Origin of the sequence: Gordonia sp. LUNF6 (assembly GCF_047041125.1) — a bacterium.
In the GTDB taxonomy this organism is placed as follows: Bacteria; Actinomycetota; Actinomycetes; order Mycobacteriales; family Mycobacteriaceae; genus Gordonia; species Gordonia sihwensis.
Map to the genome: position 1 here is coordinate 1,390,084 of NZ_CP178181.1, position 16,195 is coordinate 1,406,278.

Here is a 16,195-nt window from a genome sequence, read left to right on the forward strand (position 1 = left end):
CCGTGCCCGAGAAGGAACCGGACCTCGCCAGCCTCGTCGGCCTGCGCACCGTCAAAGGCGGGCACTACGCGCAGTTCCGGGGCACGGCGGCGCGCCTGAGCCGGGTGATGACCGCGTTGGAGGGGATCTCGAAGGCGCTGGTGCAGACCGCCGAGGGGCCCGAGGCACTGGTGGTCGCGGTGGTGGAGACGGTACGAGACCATCTCGGCGCCGACTGGGTGCTGTTCGCGCTGGCCGACGGTCAGTTGGGCAAGACCACCCCGCGGCACCTGATCGCGTCGGGGGACGGGCGGATCATGGCCTTCGAGGGCGTCCGGATCGCGACCGAGCCGACGGATCTGCCCGATCAGGTGCTCAACAGGCTCAACGACGTCCTGCGCGGCGAACGCGATGTCCTTCACGGCCCGATCGTCTCCGAGCACCACATCCATGTGCCGGTCGAATTGGACGGGCGAGTGGTGGGCGGACTGTCGGCGTGGACGCCCGCCGACCGCGACGTCGACCCGGCCGATCTCATGGTTCTACGCATCCTCGCCGGTCAGGCAACTGTGGCGATGGTGAATGCCGCGCTGTTCGCGGAGACCGACCGTCGGGCTGAGGAACTCGCGGAGCGGAACTCGGAACTGCTCCGGACCCAGCGCGAGCTGTCCGCGGCCCAGCGCACCGCACTCTTGGGCGGCGAGCGGGCGCGCATCGCGCGCGAGCTGCACGACTCGGTCGGTCAGTCGGTTCTCTCGGCCGGGCTGCAGATGGAACTGTGCCGCCCGTCGGTGTCGGGTCCGGCAGCCGACCACGTCGACAAGGCGGTCCGGCTCACTCGCGACGCGATGGAGCAGTTGCGGAACGCGATCTACACGCTCGCCGATGCGCGGACACCGGCGCCCAGCATCGCCGAGACCCTCGATGAATTGTGCGCCCTGCACATGCCTGCCGACACACAGACGTCAGTGACCGTCCGTGGGCGGCCGCGCGAGCTCTCCGGCGACCTCCAGCACGCCGTGCTGCGGATCGCGGGGGAGTCCTTGTTCAATGCCGCCGTGCACTCCGAGGCCGAACGGGTGAACGTCACCTTCGGCTACACCGATGAGCGGGTGACGCTGTGGGTGGACGACGACGGGGCCGGAGATCCCGACGACCTGCGTTCGGTTCTGCGGGCAGCACTGGCCGGAGACCGCGCGGCCGGCCGTCATCGGGGATTGGCGAACATGGCGTCTCGGGCCGAAGAACTCGGCGGGACTCTGCGTATCCGCAGGTCGCGGCTCGGTGGCGTGCGGATCGCCGCCGTGTTGCCGCTCGTTCCGCCGGGTTCCGGCGACTCGGTGGAGGAGGAGATCTGATGGGTGCACCGATACGTACGGTCCTGATCGATGATCACGCGTTGCTGCGCGAAGGCCTGCGGTCGTTGCTGGAGCGGGACGACGACGTGGTGGTGGTCGGCGAGGCCGGAACCTTCGACGCCGCGCTGGCCGAGATCGCCCACTGTGCGCCCGATGTGGTCGTGGTGGATCTCAAGCTCACGGCGGGTACCGAATACGAGGGTCTGCGCCTGATCCGGGAGATAGCCAAGCGGAATCCCGGGGTCGCGACTCTGGTGCTCACCACGTTCCTCGACGACGATCTGGTGGTGCGGGCCGTCCGCGCCGGCGCCAAGGGGTACGTGGTCAAGGACGTCGACACCACCGAACTGATCCGCGCCATCCGCACCGTCTCGACGGGCGGAAGCGCCTTCGACCCGCGGAGTGCCGCGATCGTGCTCCGCACCGTGTCCGGTGAGCACGAGGCGCCGGCGGATCTCACCGACCGCGAACGCGAAGTACTCAAGCTGCTGGCGGACGGAAAATCGAATGCCGAGATCGGCAGAACGCTGTTCATCTCGGAATCGACGGTGAAGTTCCACATCCGCAATGTGATCCGGAAGCTCGGGGTCTCGAAGCGCACGGACGCGGTGTACGTCGCGAGCAAGCGCGGACTGATCTGATCGCGACCCCGGCGGTGAATGACGGCCGTCTTCGTCTACAGGTCGATGACGAGCCAGCCACCGTGGTCGGCGAAGATCGTCGTGCGGTGCTCACCGACCGCCTGCGCCCACTGCCGGAGGTCGGCCTCGCGGAGCAGCTCGAGGTGGCCGAAGTGGGGACACACTTCATCCTCGTACGGCACCGCGACCACCACGCGACTCCGCGCGACCCGGCAACATTCGGCGATCGCGGTGCAGACATCGTCTGCGGGGAGGTGCTCCAGAAGATGCAGTATCGTCACTGTGTCGAAACTGTCATCAGTGAAAGGCAGGCGGCGAACATCGCCCGGGACGGTCGTCACCGGGAGATTCAGGCTCGACGAGGCGCGGCCGAGGAGGTCCAGGGCGCCCTGGCAGATGTCGGTGGCCGTCACCGCGAATCCGTCGCCGGCGCACTGCAGGGCGAAGAAGCCGAAGCACGAGCCCACCTCGAGGACGGATTCGCCGACGAGAAGGCCGCGAGCGCGGCGATGGATCGGACTGAACGGCACTGAGCCATCACGGAGTTCCCGGACTGAGTTGCGATAGAAGGCGACCCAGGCCTCGTCCGAATCGGCGGTGCACCCGGTGATGAGTTCGACCGCCGCAGCCTCGAACTCCTCCTGGCCGGCGATCGCGCCGGCCGACACCAGCGCGGTGAGTTCGCCGACAACCACCGAATCGCTGATGTCGCGTGGACCGTAGGGGTGCGCCAGCTCGAGCAGATCGCCGGATCGTCGCCACCTCAGCCGACCGGATCCTCGGAAACCGGCGAGTGCCGAGCGGCCGGACACGGTCTCGACGACCAAGCCACGTGTCGGCGCAGATAGAGCGGCTGGGAGTGCGGTGGCGGTGCTCATTCTCCGACGCTAAGACGGTGGCGCCCTCGGGGTAACTGACCCAACGGTCGTGGGAGCTGACCGAAAGTACAGGTCTGCGACCGTCGACCTGCGGAAACCGCCGAATGTTCACTCTCGCGACCTGGCGATTTGACCTTCCGGGCCGCGCTGCGTAACTTATTGCAGGTCAGCGCGTCGGTGCTGGCGAGCGAAATGTCCTTCCGGTCGGTGAGTTGATCTTGCCGGGGTGGTGGGGGTAGAGTAGCGGTCCTGCGTCTGGCGGACTTCCCGTTCTTCTTCGGAGTTCGAGAATGTCGCGGTTGCAGGGAGGATTCCGGTCTGGTAGGCTGGGAAGGTCGCCTCGGAGACGGGGTGGCTGACAGTTAATTGCAGATGTCTGCTGGTGTTCGGCCCTTGTTTGTGGGGGTTGGTTCTGGTGGGTGTGTGTTCTTTGAGAACTCGATAGTGTGTTTTGGATTTCTTGTGCCACTATTTTTTTGTTTTGTGGCGTGGGAGATTTTTGGACAGATTGTGCTTGCCGGCCCTTTTGGGGGGTTGGTGAGTGTTTTGGATGAATTTTTTACCATGTCAGTTTTTTGGATTTGGTCAGGTTCTGTTTTCTGGCTTTGTGTTGAAATCTTGTGGTTTCTGCATTTTTTGTTGGAGAGTTTGATCCTGGCTCAGGACGAACGCTGGCGGCGTGCTTAACACATGCAAGTCGAACGGAAAGGCCCAGCTTGCTGGGTACTCGAGTGGCGAACGGGTGAGTAACACGTGGGTGATCTGCCCTGGACTCTGGGATAAGCCTGGGAAACTGGGTCTAATACCGGATAGGACCACTGATTGCATGGTTGGTGGTGGAAAGCTTTTGCGGTTCAGGATGGGCCCGCGGCCTATCAGCTTGTTGGTGGGGTAATGGCCTACCAAGGCGACGACGGGTAGCCGACCTGAGAGGGTGATCGGCCACACTGGGACTGAGACACGGCCCAGACTCCTACGGGAGGCAGCAGTGGGGAATATTGCACAATGGGCGCAAGCCTGATGCAGCGACGCCGCGTGAGGGATGACGGCCTTCGGGTTGTAAACCTCTTTCGCTAGGGACGAAGCGTAAGTGACGGTACCTGGAGAAGAAGCACCGGCCAACTACGTGCCAGCAGCCGCGGTAATACGTAGGGTGCGAGCGTTGTCCGGAATTACTGGGCGTAAAGAGCTCGTAGGCGGTTTGTCGCGTCGTCTGTGAAATTCTGCAACTCAATTGCAGGCGTGCAGGCGATACGGGCAGACTTGAGTACTACAGGGGAGACTGGAATTCCTGGTGTAGCGGTGAAATGCGCAGATATCAGGAGGAACACCGGTGGCGAAGGCGGGTCTCTGGGTAGTAACTGACGCTGAGGAGCGAAAGCGTGGGGAGCGAACAGGATTAGATACCCTGGTAGTCCACGCCGTAAACGGTGGGTACTAGGTGTGGGGCTCATTTCACGAGTTCCGTGCCGTAGCTAACGCATTAAGTACCCCGCCTGGGGAGTACGGCCGCAAGGCTAAAACTCAAAGGAATTGACGGGGGCCCGCACAAGCGGCGGAGCATGTGGATTAATTCGATGCAACGCGAAGAACCTTACCTGGGTTTGACATACACCAGAAAGCCGTAGAGATACGGCCCCCCTTTGTGGTTGGTGTACAGGTGGTGCATGGCTGTCGTCAGCTCGTGTCGTGAGATGTTGGGTTAAGTCCCGCAACGAGCGCAACCCTTGTCCTGTATTGCCAGCGGGTTATGCCGGGGACTTGCAGGAGACTGCCGGGGTCAACTCGGAGGAAGGTGGGGATGACGTCAAGTCATCATGCCCCTTATGTCCAGGGCTTCACACATGCTACAATGGCGCGTACAGAGGGCTGCGAGACCGTGAGGTGGAGCGAATCCCTTAAAGCGCGTCTCAGTTCGGATTGGGGTCTGCAACTCGACCCCATGAAGTCGGAGTCGCTAGTAATCGCAGATCAGCAACGCTGCGGTGAATACGTTCCCGGGCCTTGTACACACCGCCCGTCACGTCATGAAAGTCGGTAACACCCGAAGCCGGTGGCCTAACCCTTGTGGAGGGAGCTGTCGAAGGTGGGATCGGCGATTGGGACGAAGTCGTAACAAGGTAGCCGTACCGGAAGGTGCGGCTGGATCACCTCCTTTCTAAGGAGCAAACAACACGTCGATGCTGGTGCCGAATGTGTATCGGGTCGGTGTTTGTTCATGGGTGAAACACAAGAAACCATCATTTGTTTGTCGGTGGCCTGCGAGATGCGGGCGGGCCGGCGGGTGGTCGACCGTGAGTGATTGCGGTTGTGGACGAAGCACACTATCGGGGTTCTGAGGGAACACGCGTTCTGCGCGGGTTGTCTTGGTGCTCACTGTTTTCCGCCTCGAGTGTGGGGTGTTGGGGGTGGTGGGTGTGTGTTGTTTGAGAAGTGCATAGTGGATGCGAGCATCTAGCCCGGCAGCATTTGTTGTTGTTGGGTTTGTGTGTTCTGCAATTTCGATTCTGGTTTGTGCGATCGCGTGTTGTGATCGTTGTTTTTGTTTGTTGTCCGCATTCGCGCCTCGGGCACTGTTTGGTGTGTGGGGTGTGTTTGTGGGTGTTGTTGTAAGTGTTTGAGGGCGTTCGGTGGATGCCTTGGTACCAGGAGCCGATGAAGGACGTGGTAGGCCGCGATAGTCCTCGGGGAGTTGTCAAACGAGCTGTGATCCGAGGGTGTCCGAATGGGGAAACCCAGCACCAGTGATGTGGTGTTACCCACTCGTGAATGTATAGCGGGTGTGGAGGGAACGTGGGGAAGTGAAACATCTCAGTACCCACAGGAAGAGAAAACAAGTGTGATTCCGTGAGTAGTGGCGAGCGAAAGCGGAGGAGGCTAAACCATGCGTATGTGATACTCGGCAGGGGTTGTGCGTGTGGGGTTGTGGGGTGATCGTTCATCGTGCTGCCGTGCGGTGGGTCAGTGATAAATCGACATGTTAGGTGAAGTGGCCTGGAATGGTCTGCCGTAGTGGGTGAGAGTCCCGTAGCTGAAAGCGTGTTGACTGGCTTCGATTGTTCCCAAGTAGCAGCGGGCTCGTGGAATCTGCTGTGAATCTGCCGGGACCACCCGGTAAGCCTAAATACTTTCTGGTGACCGATAGCGGACTAGTACCGTGAGGGAAAGGTGAAAAGTACCCCGGGAGGGGAGTGAAATAGTACCTGAAACCGGACGCTTACAATCCGTCAGAGCCTGCGCACCCTTTTGGGGTGGTGGGTGATGGCGTGCCTTTTGAAGAATGAGCCTGCGAGTTAGTGCTCAGTGGCGAGGTTAACCCGTGTGGGGTAGCCGTAGCGAAAGCGAGTCTGAATAGGGCGTGTTGAGTCGCTGGGTCTAGACCCGAAGCGGAGTGATCTACCCATGGCCAGGGTGAAGCAGCTGTAAGAGGTTGTGGAGGCCCGAACCCACTTCAGTTGAAAATGGAGGGGATGAGTTGTGGGTAGGGGTGAAAGGCCAATCAAACTCCGTGATAGCTGGTTCTCCCCGAAATGCATTTAGGTGCAGCGTTGCGTGTTTCTTACTGGAGGTAGAGCTACTGGATGGCCGATGGGCCCTATCAGGTTACTGACGTCAGCCAAACTCCGAATGCCGGTAAGTGAGAGCGTGGCAGTGAGACTGCGGGGGATAAGCTTCGTAGTCGAGAGGGAAACAGCCCAGATCGCCGGCTAAGGCCCCTAAGCGTGTACTAAGTGGAAAAGGATGTGGGGTCGCTGAGACAACCAGGAGGTTGGCTTAGAAGCAGCCACCCTTGAAAGAGTGCGTAATAGCTCACTGGTCAAGTGATTCTGCGCCGACAATTTAGCGGGGCTCAAGTACACCGCCGAAGCCGCGGCACTCACACATTTCATCCATGCCTGCCTGCGGGTGGGTGTGTAGTGGTGTGGGTGGGTAGGGGAGCGTCCTGCATCCGTGGAAGCAGCGGAGTGATCCAGTTGTGGAGGGTGTGGGAGTGAGAATGCAGGCATGAGTAGCGAAAGACAAGTGAGAAACTTGTCCGCCGGATGACCAAGGGTTCCTGGGCCAGGTTAATCCGCCCAGGGTGAGTCGGGACCTAAGGCGAGGCCGACAGGCGTAGTCGATGGACAACGGGTTGATATTCCCGTACCCGTGTATCCGCGCCCAGTGATGAATCATCTGTACTAACCATCCAAAAGCTGTCGTTGATTTCTTCGGATTTCTCTGATGGTGGCTGCGTGGGACCTTGGGTGTAGTAGTCAAGCGATGGGGTGACGCAGGAAGGTAGCCGGGCCAACTGGTGGAATAGTTGGTGTAAGCCTGTAGGGTGAGACATAGGCAAATCCGTGTCTTTTTGAGCCTGAGAGGTGATGCGTAGCCGTTGTGGTGAATTCGGTGATCCTATGCTGTCGAGAAAAGCCTCTAGTGAGTTGGTACACGGCCCGTACCCCAAACCGACACAGGTGGTCAGGTAGAGAATACTAAGGCGATCGAGTGAACTGTGGTTAAGGAACTCGGCAAATTGCCCCCGTAACTTCGGGAGAAGGGGGACCACGACCGGTGATCACTTTTTCGGTGTGAGCTGGTGGTGGTCGCAGAGACCAGAGAGAAGCGACTGTTTACTAAAAACACAGGTCCGTGCGAAGTCGTAAGACGATGTATACGGACTGACGCCTGCCCGGTGCTGGAAGGTTAAGAGGACCGGTTAATCATCTTTCGGGGTGGTGAAGCTGAGAATTTAAGCCCCAGTAAACGGCGGTGGTAACTATAACCATCCTAAGGTAGCGAAATTCCTTGTCGGGTAAGTTCCGACCTGCACGAATGGCGTAACGACTTCTCTGCTGTCTCAACCACAGGCTCGGCGAAATTGCAGTACGAGTAAAGATGCTCGTTACGCGCGGCAGGACGAAAAGACCCCGGGACCTTCACTATAGCTTGGTATTGGTGTTCGGTGCGGTTTGTGTAGGATAGGTGGGAGACTGTGAAGCCGGCACGCTAGTGTGGGTGGAGTCGTTGTTGAAATACCACTCTGATCGTATTGGGCTTCTAACCTCGGACCCTGATCGGGTTCAGGGACAGTGCCTGGTGGGTAGTTTAACTGGGGCGGTTGCCTCCTAAAGTGTAACGGAGGCGCCCAAAGGTTCCCTCAGCCTGGATGGCAATCAGGTGTTGAGTGTAAGTGCACAAGGGAGCTTGACTGTGAGACGTACATGTCGAGCAGGGACGAAAGTCGGGACTAGTGATCCGGCACCGGCGTGTGGAAGCGGTGTCGCTCAACGGATAAAAGGTACCCCGGGGATAACAGGCTGATCTTCCCCAAGAGTCCATATCGACGGGATGGTTTGGCACCTCGATGTCGGCTCGTCGCATCCTGGGGCTGGAGTAGGTCCCAAGGGTTGGGCTGTTCGCCCATTAAAGCGGCACGCGAGCTGGGTTTAGAACGTCGTGAGACAGTTCGGTCTCTATCCGCCGCGCGCGTGTAGAAACTTGAGGAAACCTGTCCCTAGTACGAGAGGACCGGGACGGACGAACCTCTGGTGTGCCAGTTGTTCCGCCAGGAGCACTGCTGGTTAGCTACGTTCGGAAGGGATAACCGCTGAAAGCATCTAAGCGGGAAGCCTGTTCCAAGATGAGGTTTCTCACCCACCTTCGGGTGGGGTAAGGCCCCCTACAGATGATGGGGTTGATAGGCCGGAACTGTACGCACAGTAATGTGTTCAGGTGACCGGTACTAATCGGCCGAGGACTTACCAACAACACTCACCAACAATTTGTTTTTTCGGATTCAACGAATCACGAGGTTGTGTGAGTCGGTTTCGGTGATTGTTACACGCACACAGAATGTTTGCTCGTTCATCCACTATGTACTTCTGAAACAACACACAAACCATGATTCCCCTGGGTGGGGGTTGTGGTGTGGATAGTTTCATATTGTTACGGCGGCTATAGCGGTGGGGAAACGCCCGGTCCCATTCCGAACCCGGAAGCTAAGCCCACCTGCGCCGATGGTACTGCACTGTAATGGGTGTGGGAGAGTAGGACACCGCCGAACACAACTTGTTGAGCCCCGATCAGACCCCGTCTGATCGGGGCTCAACCCATTTCCCGGGACGTGACCCCCGGCCGGCGAGTGGTGTCTGGGGTACGGCGCGCCTGACGGACCGCGAACGCGCACTCTTCAGGCTGGTTGAGCGAGCGAAGCGAGTCGAAACCACCACACGACGGGAGACTGGTCTCGATACGCCGTGCTCGCTACGCTCACCCACCTACTCGACAAACCTCGAGGGAGCCGGCGATTCCACGCCGGTCGAGCGCGCACCCTCTTAGGCTGGTTGAGCGAGCGAAGCGAGTCGAAACCACCGCACGACGGGCAGAGTGGTCTCGATACGGCGTGCTCGCTACGCTCACCCGCCTACTCGACAAACCTCGAGGAGTCGGAGAGCACTTCCCGCAGGCCGGTTGAGGGAGCACCCCCTTCAGGCTGGTTGAGCGAGCGAAGCGAGTCGAAACGTTCGTGACTCGGATACGGCTCGGCAAGGCTGTTCGGGCGCGTCGGGGGTCTCCACTACACTCGCTGAGGTGCGTCTTGTGATTGCCGATTGCCAGGTCGACTACGTCGGTCGGCTCACCGCCCATCTGCCGATGTCGAAGCGGCTGATCTTGATCAAGTCCGACGGTTCGGTCAGCATTCACGCCGACGACCGAGCCTACAAGCCGTTGAACTGGATGAGCCCGCCGTGCTGGCTCGTCGAGGAGCCGGCGGCAGACGGAGCCGACGGTATCGACTCGGTCTGGGTGGTCGAGAACAAGGCGGGGGAGCAGCTGCGGATCAGCATCGCGGCATTCCATCACGACAGCAGCCACGAACTCGGGCTCGACCCGGGACTGGTGAAGGACGGTGTGGAGGCACACCTCCAGGAACTGCTGGCCGAGCACATCGAGACGCTCGGTGCCGGCTACACGCTCATCCGCCGCGAGTACATGACCGCGATCGGGCCGGTGGACATCCTCTGCCGAGACGCGGATGGCCACACCGTCGCTGTGGAGATCAAGCGACGCGGCGAGATCGACGGTGTGGAGCAGCTGACGCGGTATCTGGATCTGCTCAACCGCGATGCGACGATCGCACCGGTCAGCGGAGTGTTCGCGGCACAGGCGATCAAGCCTCAGGCCAAGACTCTGGCCAACGATCGGGGGATCCGGTGCGTGACGCTCGACTACGACAAGCTGCGCGGCACCGAGGACAACGAGTTCAAGCTGTTCTGACGGTCAGGCCGTGACCTGATCGCCCTTCGGTGAGTCCTCCTTACGCGCCGGACCGCCGTAGCGCTCGTCACCGTGATCGTCGTCGTATTCCGCGTCGACGGCGTCGAGCACATCGGTCTTCTCGGCCGGCGTGGTGGAGGCGTCGTCCTGCGGGGTGAATCGATCCCTCCCGAGCAGCGTGCGGTTGAGGAGTTCGAGGTCGTCGGTCTCGGTGAGAGAGACCAGATCCCGCTCCTCGTCCGACAGTTCGAGGGCGCCGGGGAGGTTGGTGATGTGCTCGCGGAGAGCGTCGAGGTGGTCGAGGATCTGCTTGTGTGCATCGTGGGCCGATTCCGCCAGCTCACGGGAGCGTGCGAGGCGGTTCATCGCGACGTTGTGCGCGGCCCCGCGCAGGCGCGCGGCGTCCTCCTCGGCGGCGGCGATGATCTCCCGGGCCCGTTCCCGTGCGGCCTCGAGATCCCGCTTGGACTGTGCTTCGCGTTCCCGCGCGGCCTCGTCGATCTCGGCGGCTCGCTCCTCGGCTTCGGTGATCTTCGCGTCGGCGTGCTCCTGCGCGAGTTCCTTGGTCCGGGTGGCGGCCGCTGCCGCGGACGCACGGATGTCCTCGGCCTCCTGGCGGGCGACGGACAGCGTCTCGTCGGCCTCGTCCTTGGCGTTGGCACGGACTTCGCTGGCCTCGTCGGTGGCCAACTGCAGCATGCGGGAGACGCGCTCGGTCATCCCCGCGACCGTCGTCGGCGGGACGGAGAGAGTGTTCACCTCGTCCTGGAGCTCACGGATGCGGTGTCGGGCGTCGTCGAGATGCGCCTGGAGTTCGTCCGCGCTGGCATGAGCGGAGTCACGATCGGCGGCCATCATGCGCAATTCGGCTTCGAGCCGCCGAAGGTGATCGGTGACCTGGTCGCGGTCGTATCCGCGCATCACGATGGGGAAGGGGCTCTGACGATGTCCAGGGGCTGACATGATGCCAGTCTAGGTCCGATCGGCGTCCGAATTCAGTATCGAATGCGGGGTGTTGCGAGCGAGCTTGCACAGCGCGGGCGGCCGGCACGGGGCCGACCGCCCGCTCGGCGACGAGAATGCGGTCGTGATCAGTGACCGACGGCCGGTTCCACCAGCTCGAGGAGAACCCCGCCCGCGTCCTTCGGATGGACGAAGTTGATGCGCGAGTCGGCGGTTCCGCGCTTGGGCTGCGGGTAGAGCAGTCGCACTCCCGCCGAGGTCAGACGCTTGGCGACCTCGTCCAGGTCGGTGACGCGGACGGCCATCTGCTGCATTCCCGGTCCGTTGCGGTCGATGAACTTGGCGATGGTCGACTCCTCGTTGAGCGGCATGAGGAGCTGGATCAAGGTGTCGCCGTTCTCGGGGCCGATCATCGCTTCGCGGACGCCCTGCTCTTCGTTCACCTCCTCGTGCTGATTCGCGAAGCCGAAGTTGTCGAGCCACCAGGCGGCTGCGGCGTCGAGATCCGGGACCGCGAGGCCGACATGGTCGATCGCTGTCACGAGATCGCCGATCGAGGTCAGAGGGCCTCCGTTGGTGGTGTTTGTCACGTCGTTCGATGGGGAGTTGGTCATGCCATAACGGTAGCGTTGTTTGCAGACGGGGTCGCCATCGCGGCTGCCCCGAGCAGTACCGCAGCGACGGCGTGTGCCGCCGTGACGACCGCTGCCCCCACCGCCAAGGAGCTGATACATGTCCGACAACACCACAGTGATCGTTTCCGGCGCGCGCACCGCTCAGGGACGCCTGCAGGGATCGCTGAAGAACTTCTCCGCCGTCGATCTCGGCGCGGTCGCGGTCAAGGGCGCGCTCGAGCGCGGCAACGTGGACCCGTCGCATGTCCAGTACGTGATCATGGGACAGGTCCTCACCGCCGGAGCCGGCCAGATGCCGGCCCGGCAGACCGCAGTCAAGGCGGGCATCGGCTGGGACGTCCCGGCGCTCTCGATCAACAAGATGTGCCTGTCGGGAATCGACGCCATCGCGCTCGCCGATCAGCTGATCCGCGCGGGCGAGTTCGACTGCGTGGTCGCCGGCGGCCAGGAGTCGATGACCCAGGCCCCGCATGTGCTGCCCGGCAGCCGCTCGGGATTCAAGTACGGCAACACCGAACTGGTCGACCACATGGCGTTCGACGGACTGCACGACGTCTTCACCGATCAGCCGATGGGTGCGCTGACCGAGCAGGGCAACGACACCGACGGCTTCAGCCGTGAGGAGCAGGACGCCTTCGCCGCGCGCAGCCATCGGCTGGCCGCTGAGGCGATCGCCAAGGGCGTCTTCGCCGACGAGATCGTTCCGGTCGAGATCCCGCAGCGCAAGGGTGACCCTATCCTGTTCAACGAGGACGAGGGTGTGCGCGCCGACACCACCGTGGAGACCCTCGCGGGTCTGCGTCCGGCGTTCCGCAAGGGTGGCACGATCACGGCGGGCAACTCCTCGCAGATCTCCGACGGAGCCGCGGCCGTGGTCGTGATGAGCAAGGCGAAGGCCGAGGAGCTCGGACTCGAATGGATCGCCGAGATCGGCGCCCACGGTGTGGTCGCCGGCCCGGACTCGTCGCTGCAGCAGCAGCCCGCCAACGCGATCGTCAAGGCCTGCGAGCGCGAGGGCATCACCCCCGCCGATCTCGACCTGATCGAGATCAACGAGGCCTTCGCGGCCGTCGGCCTGGCGTCGACCCGCGCGCTGGGCGTCGACCCGGAGAAGGTCAACGTCAACGGCGGCGGAATCGCGCTCGGTCACCCGATCGGTACCTCGGGCGCACGTATCACGCTTCACCTGGCTCTCGAGCTCGCCCGTCGCGGCGGCGGGGTCGGCGTGGCGGCGCTGTGCGGCGCCGGCGGCCAGGGCGATGCGCTCATCGTCCGAGTCCCGAAGGCGTGAGTGGGATGGGCAACGTGTTCGACGTCTCGACCCCGGCCAAGCGTTTCCGGCTGATCGCCGTCATCGAGGCGATCACCTGGGGCCTGCTCTTGATCAGCATGGGGGTCAAGTACGGAGCCGGAATCGATGCGGCGACGATGGTCCCCGGCGCGCTCCATGGTGTGGCGTTCGTCGTCTACCTGATCATCACCGTGCTCACCGCGCGGTCGTTGAAGTGGAACCTCAAGGTTCTGGCGCTGGCACTCGTCGCCTCGATCCCGCCGTTCTTCACGGTGTGGTTCGAGCAGTGGGCCAGTAAGAACGGTCATCTGGGCGAACTGTCCGACTCGACGTTCAGTGAGTCCGCCGATCGTGACACACTGAAGGTGTGACCAGACCTTCTCGACGCAATGAACCGGCGAACGCCGCCATCGCGATGGCGGGTGCCGTAGATCTGTCAGTTCTCAAGGAGCGGGCCGAGGCGCAGCGGGCAGCTGCGTCCCGGCCCGCTTCTGACTCTCGCCCCGGCGCCGTCGTCCTCGATGTGACCGAACTCGACTTCGAGACGGAGATCGTCGAACGCTCCACCCGGCAGCTGGTGGTGGTGGACCTGTGGGCCTCGTGGTCGGAACTGAGCACGCAGCTGTCCCCGGTGCTGGCGCGCCTGGCCGAGGCAGCCGGCGGCCGGTGGGCACTCGCGCGGGTCGATGTCGACACGAACCCGCGGATCGCACAGGCCTTCGGTGCTCAGTCGGTGCCGACGGTGATCGCACTGATCGGCGGTCGGCCGGTCGCGATGTTCGAGGGGCCGCAGCCGGAGGAGCAGATCCGCGGATGGATCGACGAGATCTTCGCGAAGGCCGGACATCTGCTTCCGGAGACCGCGGCGACGGCATCCGACGACGAGCCCGAGCAGGATCCGCGCATGGCGGCCGCCGAGGAGTTGATGAACTCCGGCGACCTCGACGGGGCGCTGGCCGCCTATCGCGCGATCGCCGAACTCGAGCCGGACAACGTCGAGGCGAAGTCCGTGGTCCGCAACCTCGAGTTCGTCACCCGAGCGCAGGCCCACGAACCCGAGATCGTCAACACCGCCGCGCCCGGAGACGTGGACGCTCAGCTCGCCGCAGCCGACGTGCTGCTGCTCGGTCAGCGGCCGGAGGCCGCGTTCGATCGGATCATCGAGCTGGTGAAGGTGACGCGCGACGACGACCGCACCCGGGCGCGCGCCCGGCTCCTCGAGCTGTTCGAGCTCTTCGACCCCGCCGAGCCCTTCGTCACGGCAGCGCGCCGGAAGCTGGCGACAGCGCTGTACTGACACAGCGCTGTACTGACGCCTCCGACCGTCCGCCGGCCACCGGCAGGGTCAGCGGCCCGGTGTGAAGAAGACCGCGGCGGAAGCGGGGAGGGTGATGGCCGCGCTGTAGGGACGGCCGTGGCTCGGCTCGTCGACCGCGACGATCCGGCCCAGGTTGCCCACCCCGTGACCGCCGTACTCCCGCGCGGCGGTGTTGAGGATCTCGCGCCACGGCCCGGCGAGCGGGAAGCCCAGCCGGTAGCCGTGGAGATCGCGGTCGGAGAAGTTGAAGACGCAGGCGACGATGCGGCCCCCGGTGGCCGCCCCGTCGTCGGCCAGCCGCAGGAAGCCGATGACGGTGTTGGCGGTGTCGCGGGCGTCGAGCCAGGCGAAGCCGCGGGCGTCGCAGTCCATTCGGTGCAGCGCCGGCAGTTCGGCGTGCAGGTGGGCCAGGTCGCGGGCCGCGAGCGCGATGCCGCGGTGGACCGAGGCGTTCGACCCGTCCGGATCGAGCAGGTTCCAGTCGAGCCCGCGGTCGTCGGCCCACTCTCGGGTCTGCCCGAACTCCTGCCCCATGAACAGCAGCTTCTTGCCGGGATGGGCCCATTGGAAGGCCAGGGCGAGCCGCACCCCCGCCGCAGCGTCGGCTGAGACTGGCATTCTCGTGACGAGGGTGCCCTTGCCGTGGACCACCTCGTCATGACTGATCGGCAGGACGTAGCGCTCGGCGGTGGCGTGCGTGAGGCCGAACGCGACACGTTCGTGCAGCTCCGCACGCCGCCGCGGCGGGAGCGAGAGGAACGACAGCAGATCGTTCATCCAGCCGAGATTCCACTTGAAGTCGAAGCCCAGCCCGCCGCGGTCGGTGGAGACTGTCACCCCCGGCCACGCCGTCGACTCCTCGGCGATCATCACGGCGCCCGGACACGCCTCGTGGACGGCGTCATTGAGGCGCCGCAGGAAGTCGACGGCCTCGTCGTTCTCGTGTGTCCCGCGCGCATTCGGCCGCCATTGGCCCGGGCCGCGCGAGTAGTCGAGGTACAGCATGGACGCGACCGCGTCGACGCGCAGCCCGTCGAGATGGAACTCCGAGCACCAGTAGACGGCGCTCGCGATCAGGAAGTCGCGGACCTCGGGCCGACCGAGGTTGAACGCGTACGTGCCCCAGTCCGGCTGGTCCCGCCGCAGCGGATCGGCGTGCTCGTAGAGGGGAGTGCCGTCGAACTCGCCGAGCGCGAAGGCGTCCTTGGGGAAGTGCGCCGGGACCCAGTCGAGGAGTACCGCGATCCCTTTCGAGTGCAGGTGGTCGACGAAGAAGCGGAAGTCGTCGGCGGTGCCCCACCGGCTGGAGCAGGCGAAGTACGAGCCGACCTGATAGCCCCACGATCCCCCGTAGGGATGCTCGGTGATCGGCATCAGCTGTACGTGCGTGAAGCCGCGGTCGGCGGCGTACTCAGCCAGCTGGACGGCGGCCTCGCGATAACTCAGGCCCGAGCGCCACGACCCCAGGTGGACCTCGTAGATCGACATCGGCTCGCGCTCGGGGCGCCGGTCGGCGCGCGCGGCCATCCACGTCTCGTCGTTCCAGACGAACGACGACGGACCGGCGATCACCGACGCCGTCTCGGGTGGTCGCTGAGTCGCACGGGCGAGCGGATCGGCCTTGTCGCGTGTCAGTCCGTCGGCTCCGACCACGCGGTACTTGTACGCCATTCCCGGCCGCGCGCCGTCGACCGTGGCGGTCCAGACGCCGTGCGGTCCGCGCTCCATCGGGTGGTCGGTGCCCGCCCATCGGTCGAAGTCGCCGAAGACGGTGACCGATCGCGCATTGGGCGCCCACACGGCGAATTCGGTGTCCGCGACGCGGGGCCGGGCGCCGAGCCGCTGCCACAGCGGGTCCGTCACGATCGC

Annotated in this window: 10 protein-coding genes and 3 rRNA genes; 9 read left to right on the forward strand and 4 right to left on the reverse strand. The window is 63.5% G+C overall.

Annotated features, from left to right (window positions below; translation table 11 throughout):
• The first annotated feature begins 2 nt into the window (after positions 1–2).
• Both ACK8HH_RS06510 and ACK8HH_RS06515 read left to right on the forward strand, forming a co-directional pair.
• Positions 3–1,337: a MadS family sensor histidine kinase gene (locus ACK8HH_RS06510; RefSeq protein WP_411815879.1), complete on the forward strand. Its 1,335-nt coding sequence runs from the start codon at positions 3–5 to the stop codon at positions 1,335–1,337.
• Entirely contained in the window at positions 1,337–1,978 is a 642-nt protein-coding gene (locus tag ACK8HH_RS06515) for a MadR family response regulator transcription factor (protein ID WP_062367570.1), read from the forward strand. Before ACK8HH_RS06510 ends, ACK8HH_RS06515 begins: the two co-directional genes overlap by 1 nt.
• Before the next feature lie 35 nt (positions 1,979–2,013).
• Here the strand turns inward: ACK8HH_RS06515 and mftM are convergent, their stop codons facing one another.
• Entirely contained in the window at positions 2,014–2,856 is an 843-nt protein-coding gene (gene mftM / locus ACK8HH_RS06520) for a mycofactocin oligosaccharide methyltransferase MftM (protein ID WP_278126865.1), read from the reverse strand.
• Between the two features lie 636 nt (positions 2,857–3,492).
• On the opposite strand from mftM, the gene ACK8HH_RS06525 reads away from it, so the two are divergent.
• The 4 genes from ACK8HH_RS06525 to nucS all read left to right on the forward strand — a co-directional run bounded on the left by ACK8HH_RS06525 (position 3,493) and on the right by nucS (position 10,119).
• A 16S ribosomal RNA gene (locus ACK8HH_RS06525) occupies positions 3,493–5,014 on the forward strand.
• A 449-nt stretch (positions 5,015–5,463) separates the two neighbouring features.
• Positions 5,464–8,608, forward strand: a 23S ribosomal RNA gene (locus ACK8HH_RS06530).
• A gap of 180 nt (positions 8,609–8,788) precedes the next feature.
• Positions 8,789–8,905, forward strand: a 5S ribosomal RNA gene (rrf, locus tag ACK8HH_RS06535).
• The 16S, 23S and 5S rRNA genes sit together here, the layout of an rRNA operon.
• Positions 8,906–9,432: 527 nt before the next feature.
• Positions 9,433–10,119, forward strand: coding sequence for an endonuclease NucS (gene nucS, locus ACK8HH_RS06540; protein ID WP_278126867.1), 687 nt, complete (start codon positions 9,433–9,435; stop codon positions 10,117–10,119).
• Between the two features lie 3 nt (positions 10,120–10,122).
• Here nucS and ACK8HH_RS06545 read toward each other — a convergent pair whose 3' ends face one another.
• Together ACK8HH_RS06545 and mce are read right to left on the reverse strand one after the other, a co-directional pair.
• Positions 10,123–11,082 carry a hypothetical protein gene (locus tag ACK8HH_RS06545; protein ID WP_062367949.1) on the reverse strand — a complete coding sequence of 320 codons (960 nt, stop codon included), beginning with the start codon at positions 11,080–11,082 and terminating at the stop codon, positions 10,123–10,125.
• Between the two features lie 128 nt (positions 11,083–11,210).
• A complete protein-coding gene (gene mce, locus ACK8HH_RS06550; RefSeq protein WP_039868171.1) occupies positions 11,211–11,696 on the reverse strand; it encodes a methylmalonyl-CoA epimerase in 486 nt (161 codons plus the stop codon).
• 118 nt (positions 11,697–11,814) lie between these two features.
• Here mce and ACK8HH_RS06555 point away from each other — a divergent pair, with 118 nt between their 5' ends.
• Genes ACK8HH_RS06555 through ACK8HH_RS06565 form a run of 3 tightly spaced genes read left to right on the forward strand, consistent with a single transcriptional unit; the run spans position 11,815 to position 14,305 of the window.
• A complete protein-coding gene (locus ACK8HH_RS06555) occupies positions 11,815–13,008 on the forward strand; it encodes an acetyl-CoA C-acetyltransferase (RefSeq protein WP_006898214.1) in 1,194 nt (397 codons plus the stop codon).
• Positions 13,009–13,013: 5 nt separating this feature from the next.
• The gene (locus ACK8HH_RS06560; protein ID WP_006898215.1) at positions 13,014–13,379 is read left to right on the forward strand and encodes a DUF3817 domain-containing protein; all 366 of its coding nucleotides are present in this window, start codon (positions 13,014–13,016) and stop codon (positions 13,377–13,379) included.
• Positions 13,380–13,423: 44 nt separating this feature from the next.
• Positions 13,424–14,305 (forward strand): tetratricopeptide repeat protein, encoded by an 882-nt coding sequence (locus tag ACK8HH_RS06565; RefSeq protein WP_278127415.1) that lies wholly within the window; start codon positions 13,424–13,426, stop codon positions 14,303–14,305.
• 48 nt (positions 14,306–14,353) lie between these two features.
• Here the strand turns inward: ACK8HH_RS06565 and glgB are convergent, their stop codons facing one another.
• Positions 14,354–16,189: a 1,4-alpha-glucan branching protein GlgB gene (gene glgB, locus ACK8HH_RS06570; protein ID WP_278126871.1), complete on the reverse strand. Its 1,836-nt coding sequence runs from the start codon at positions 16,187–16,189 to the stop codon at positions 14,354–14,356.
• Positions 16,190–16,195 lie beyond the last annotated feature (6 nt).

Excerpts from the sequence above, each read along its gene's own strand:
- ACK8HH_RS06515 (WP_062367570.1), top strand. The coding sequence starts at position 1,337 with ATGGGTGCACCGATACGTACGGTCCTGATCGATGATCACGCGTTGCTG.
- mftM (WP_278126865.1), bottom strand. The coding sequence starts at position 2,856 with ATGAGCACCGCCACCGCACTCCCAGCCGCTCTATCTGCGCCGACACGT.
- ACK8HH_RS06545 (WP_062367949.1), bottom strand. The coding sequence starts at position 11,082 with ATGTCAGCCCCTGGACATCGTCAGAGCCCCTTCCCCATCGTGATGCGC.
- mce (WP_039868171.1), bottom strand. The coding sequence starts at position 11,696 with ATGACCAACTCCCCATCGAACGACGTGACAAACACCACCAACGGAGGC.
- ACK8HH_RS06555 (WP_006898214.1), top strand. The coding sequence starts at position 11,815 with ATGTCCGACAACACCACAGTGATCGTTTCCGGCGCGCGCACCGCTCAG.
- ACK8HH_RS06560 (WP_006898215.1), top strand. The coding sequence starts at position 13,014 with ATGGGCAACGTGTTCGACGTCTCGACCCCGGCCAAGCGTTTCCGGCTG.
- ACK8HH_RS06565 (WP_278127415.1), top strand. The coding sequence starts at position 13,424 with ATGGCGGGTGCCGTAGATCTGTCAGTTCTCAAGGAGCGGGCCGAGGCG.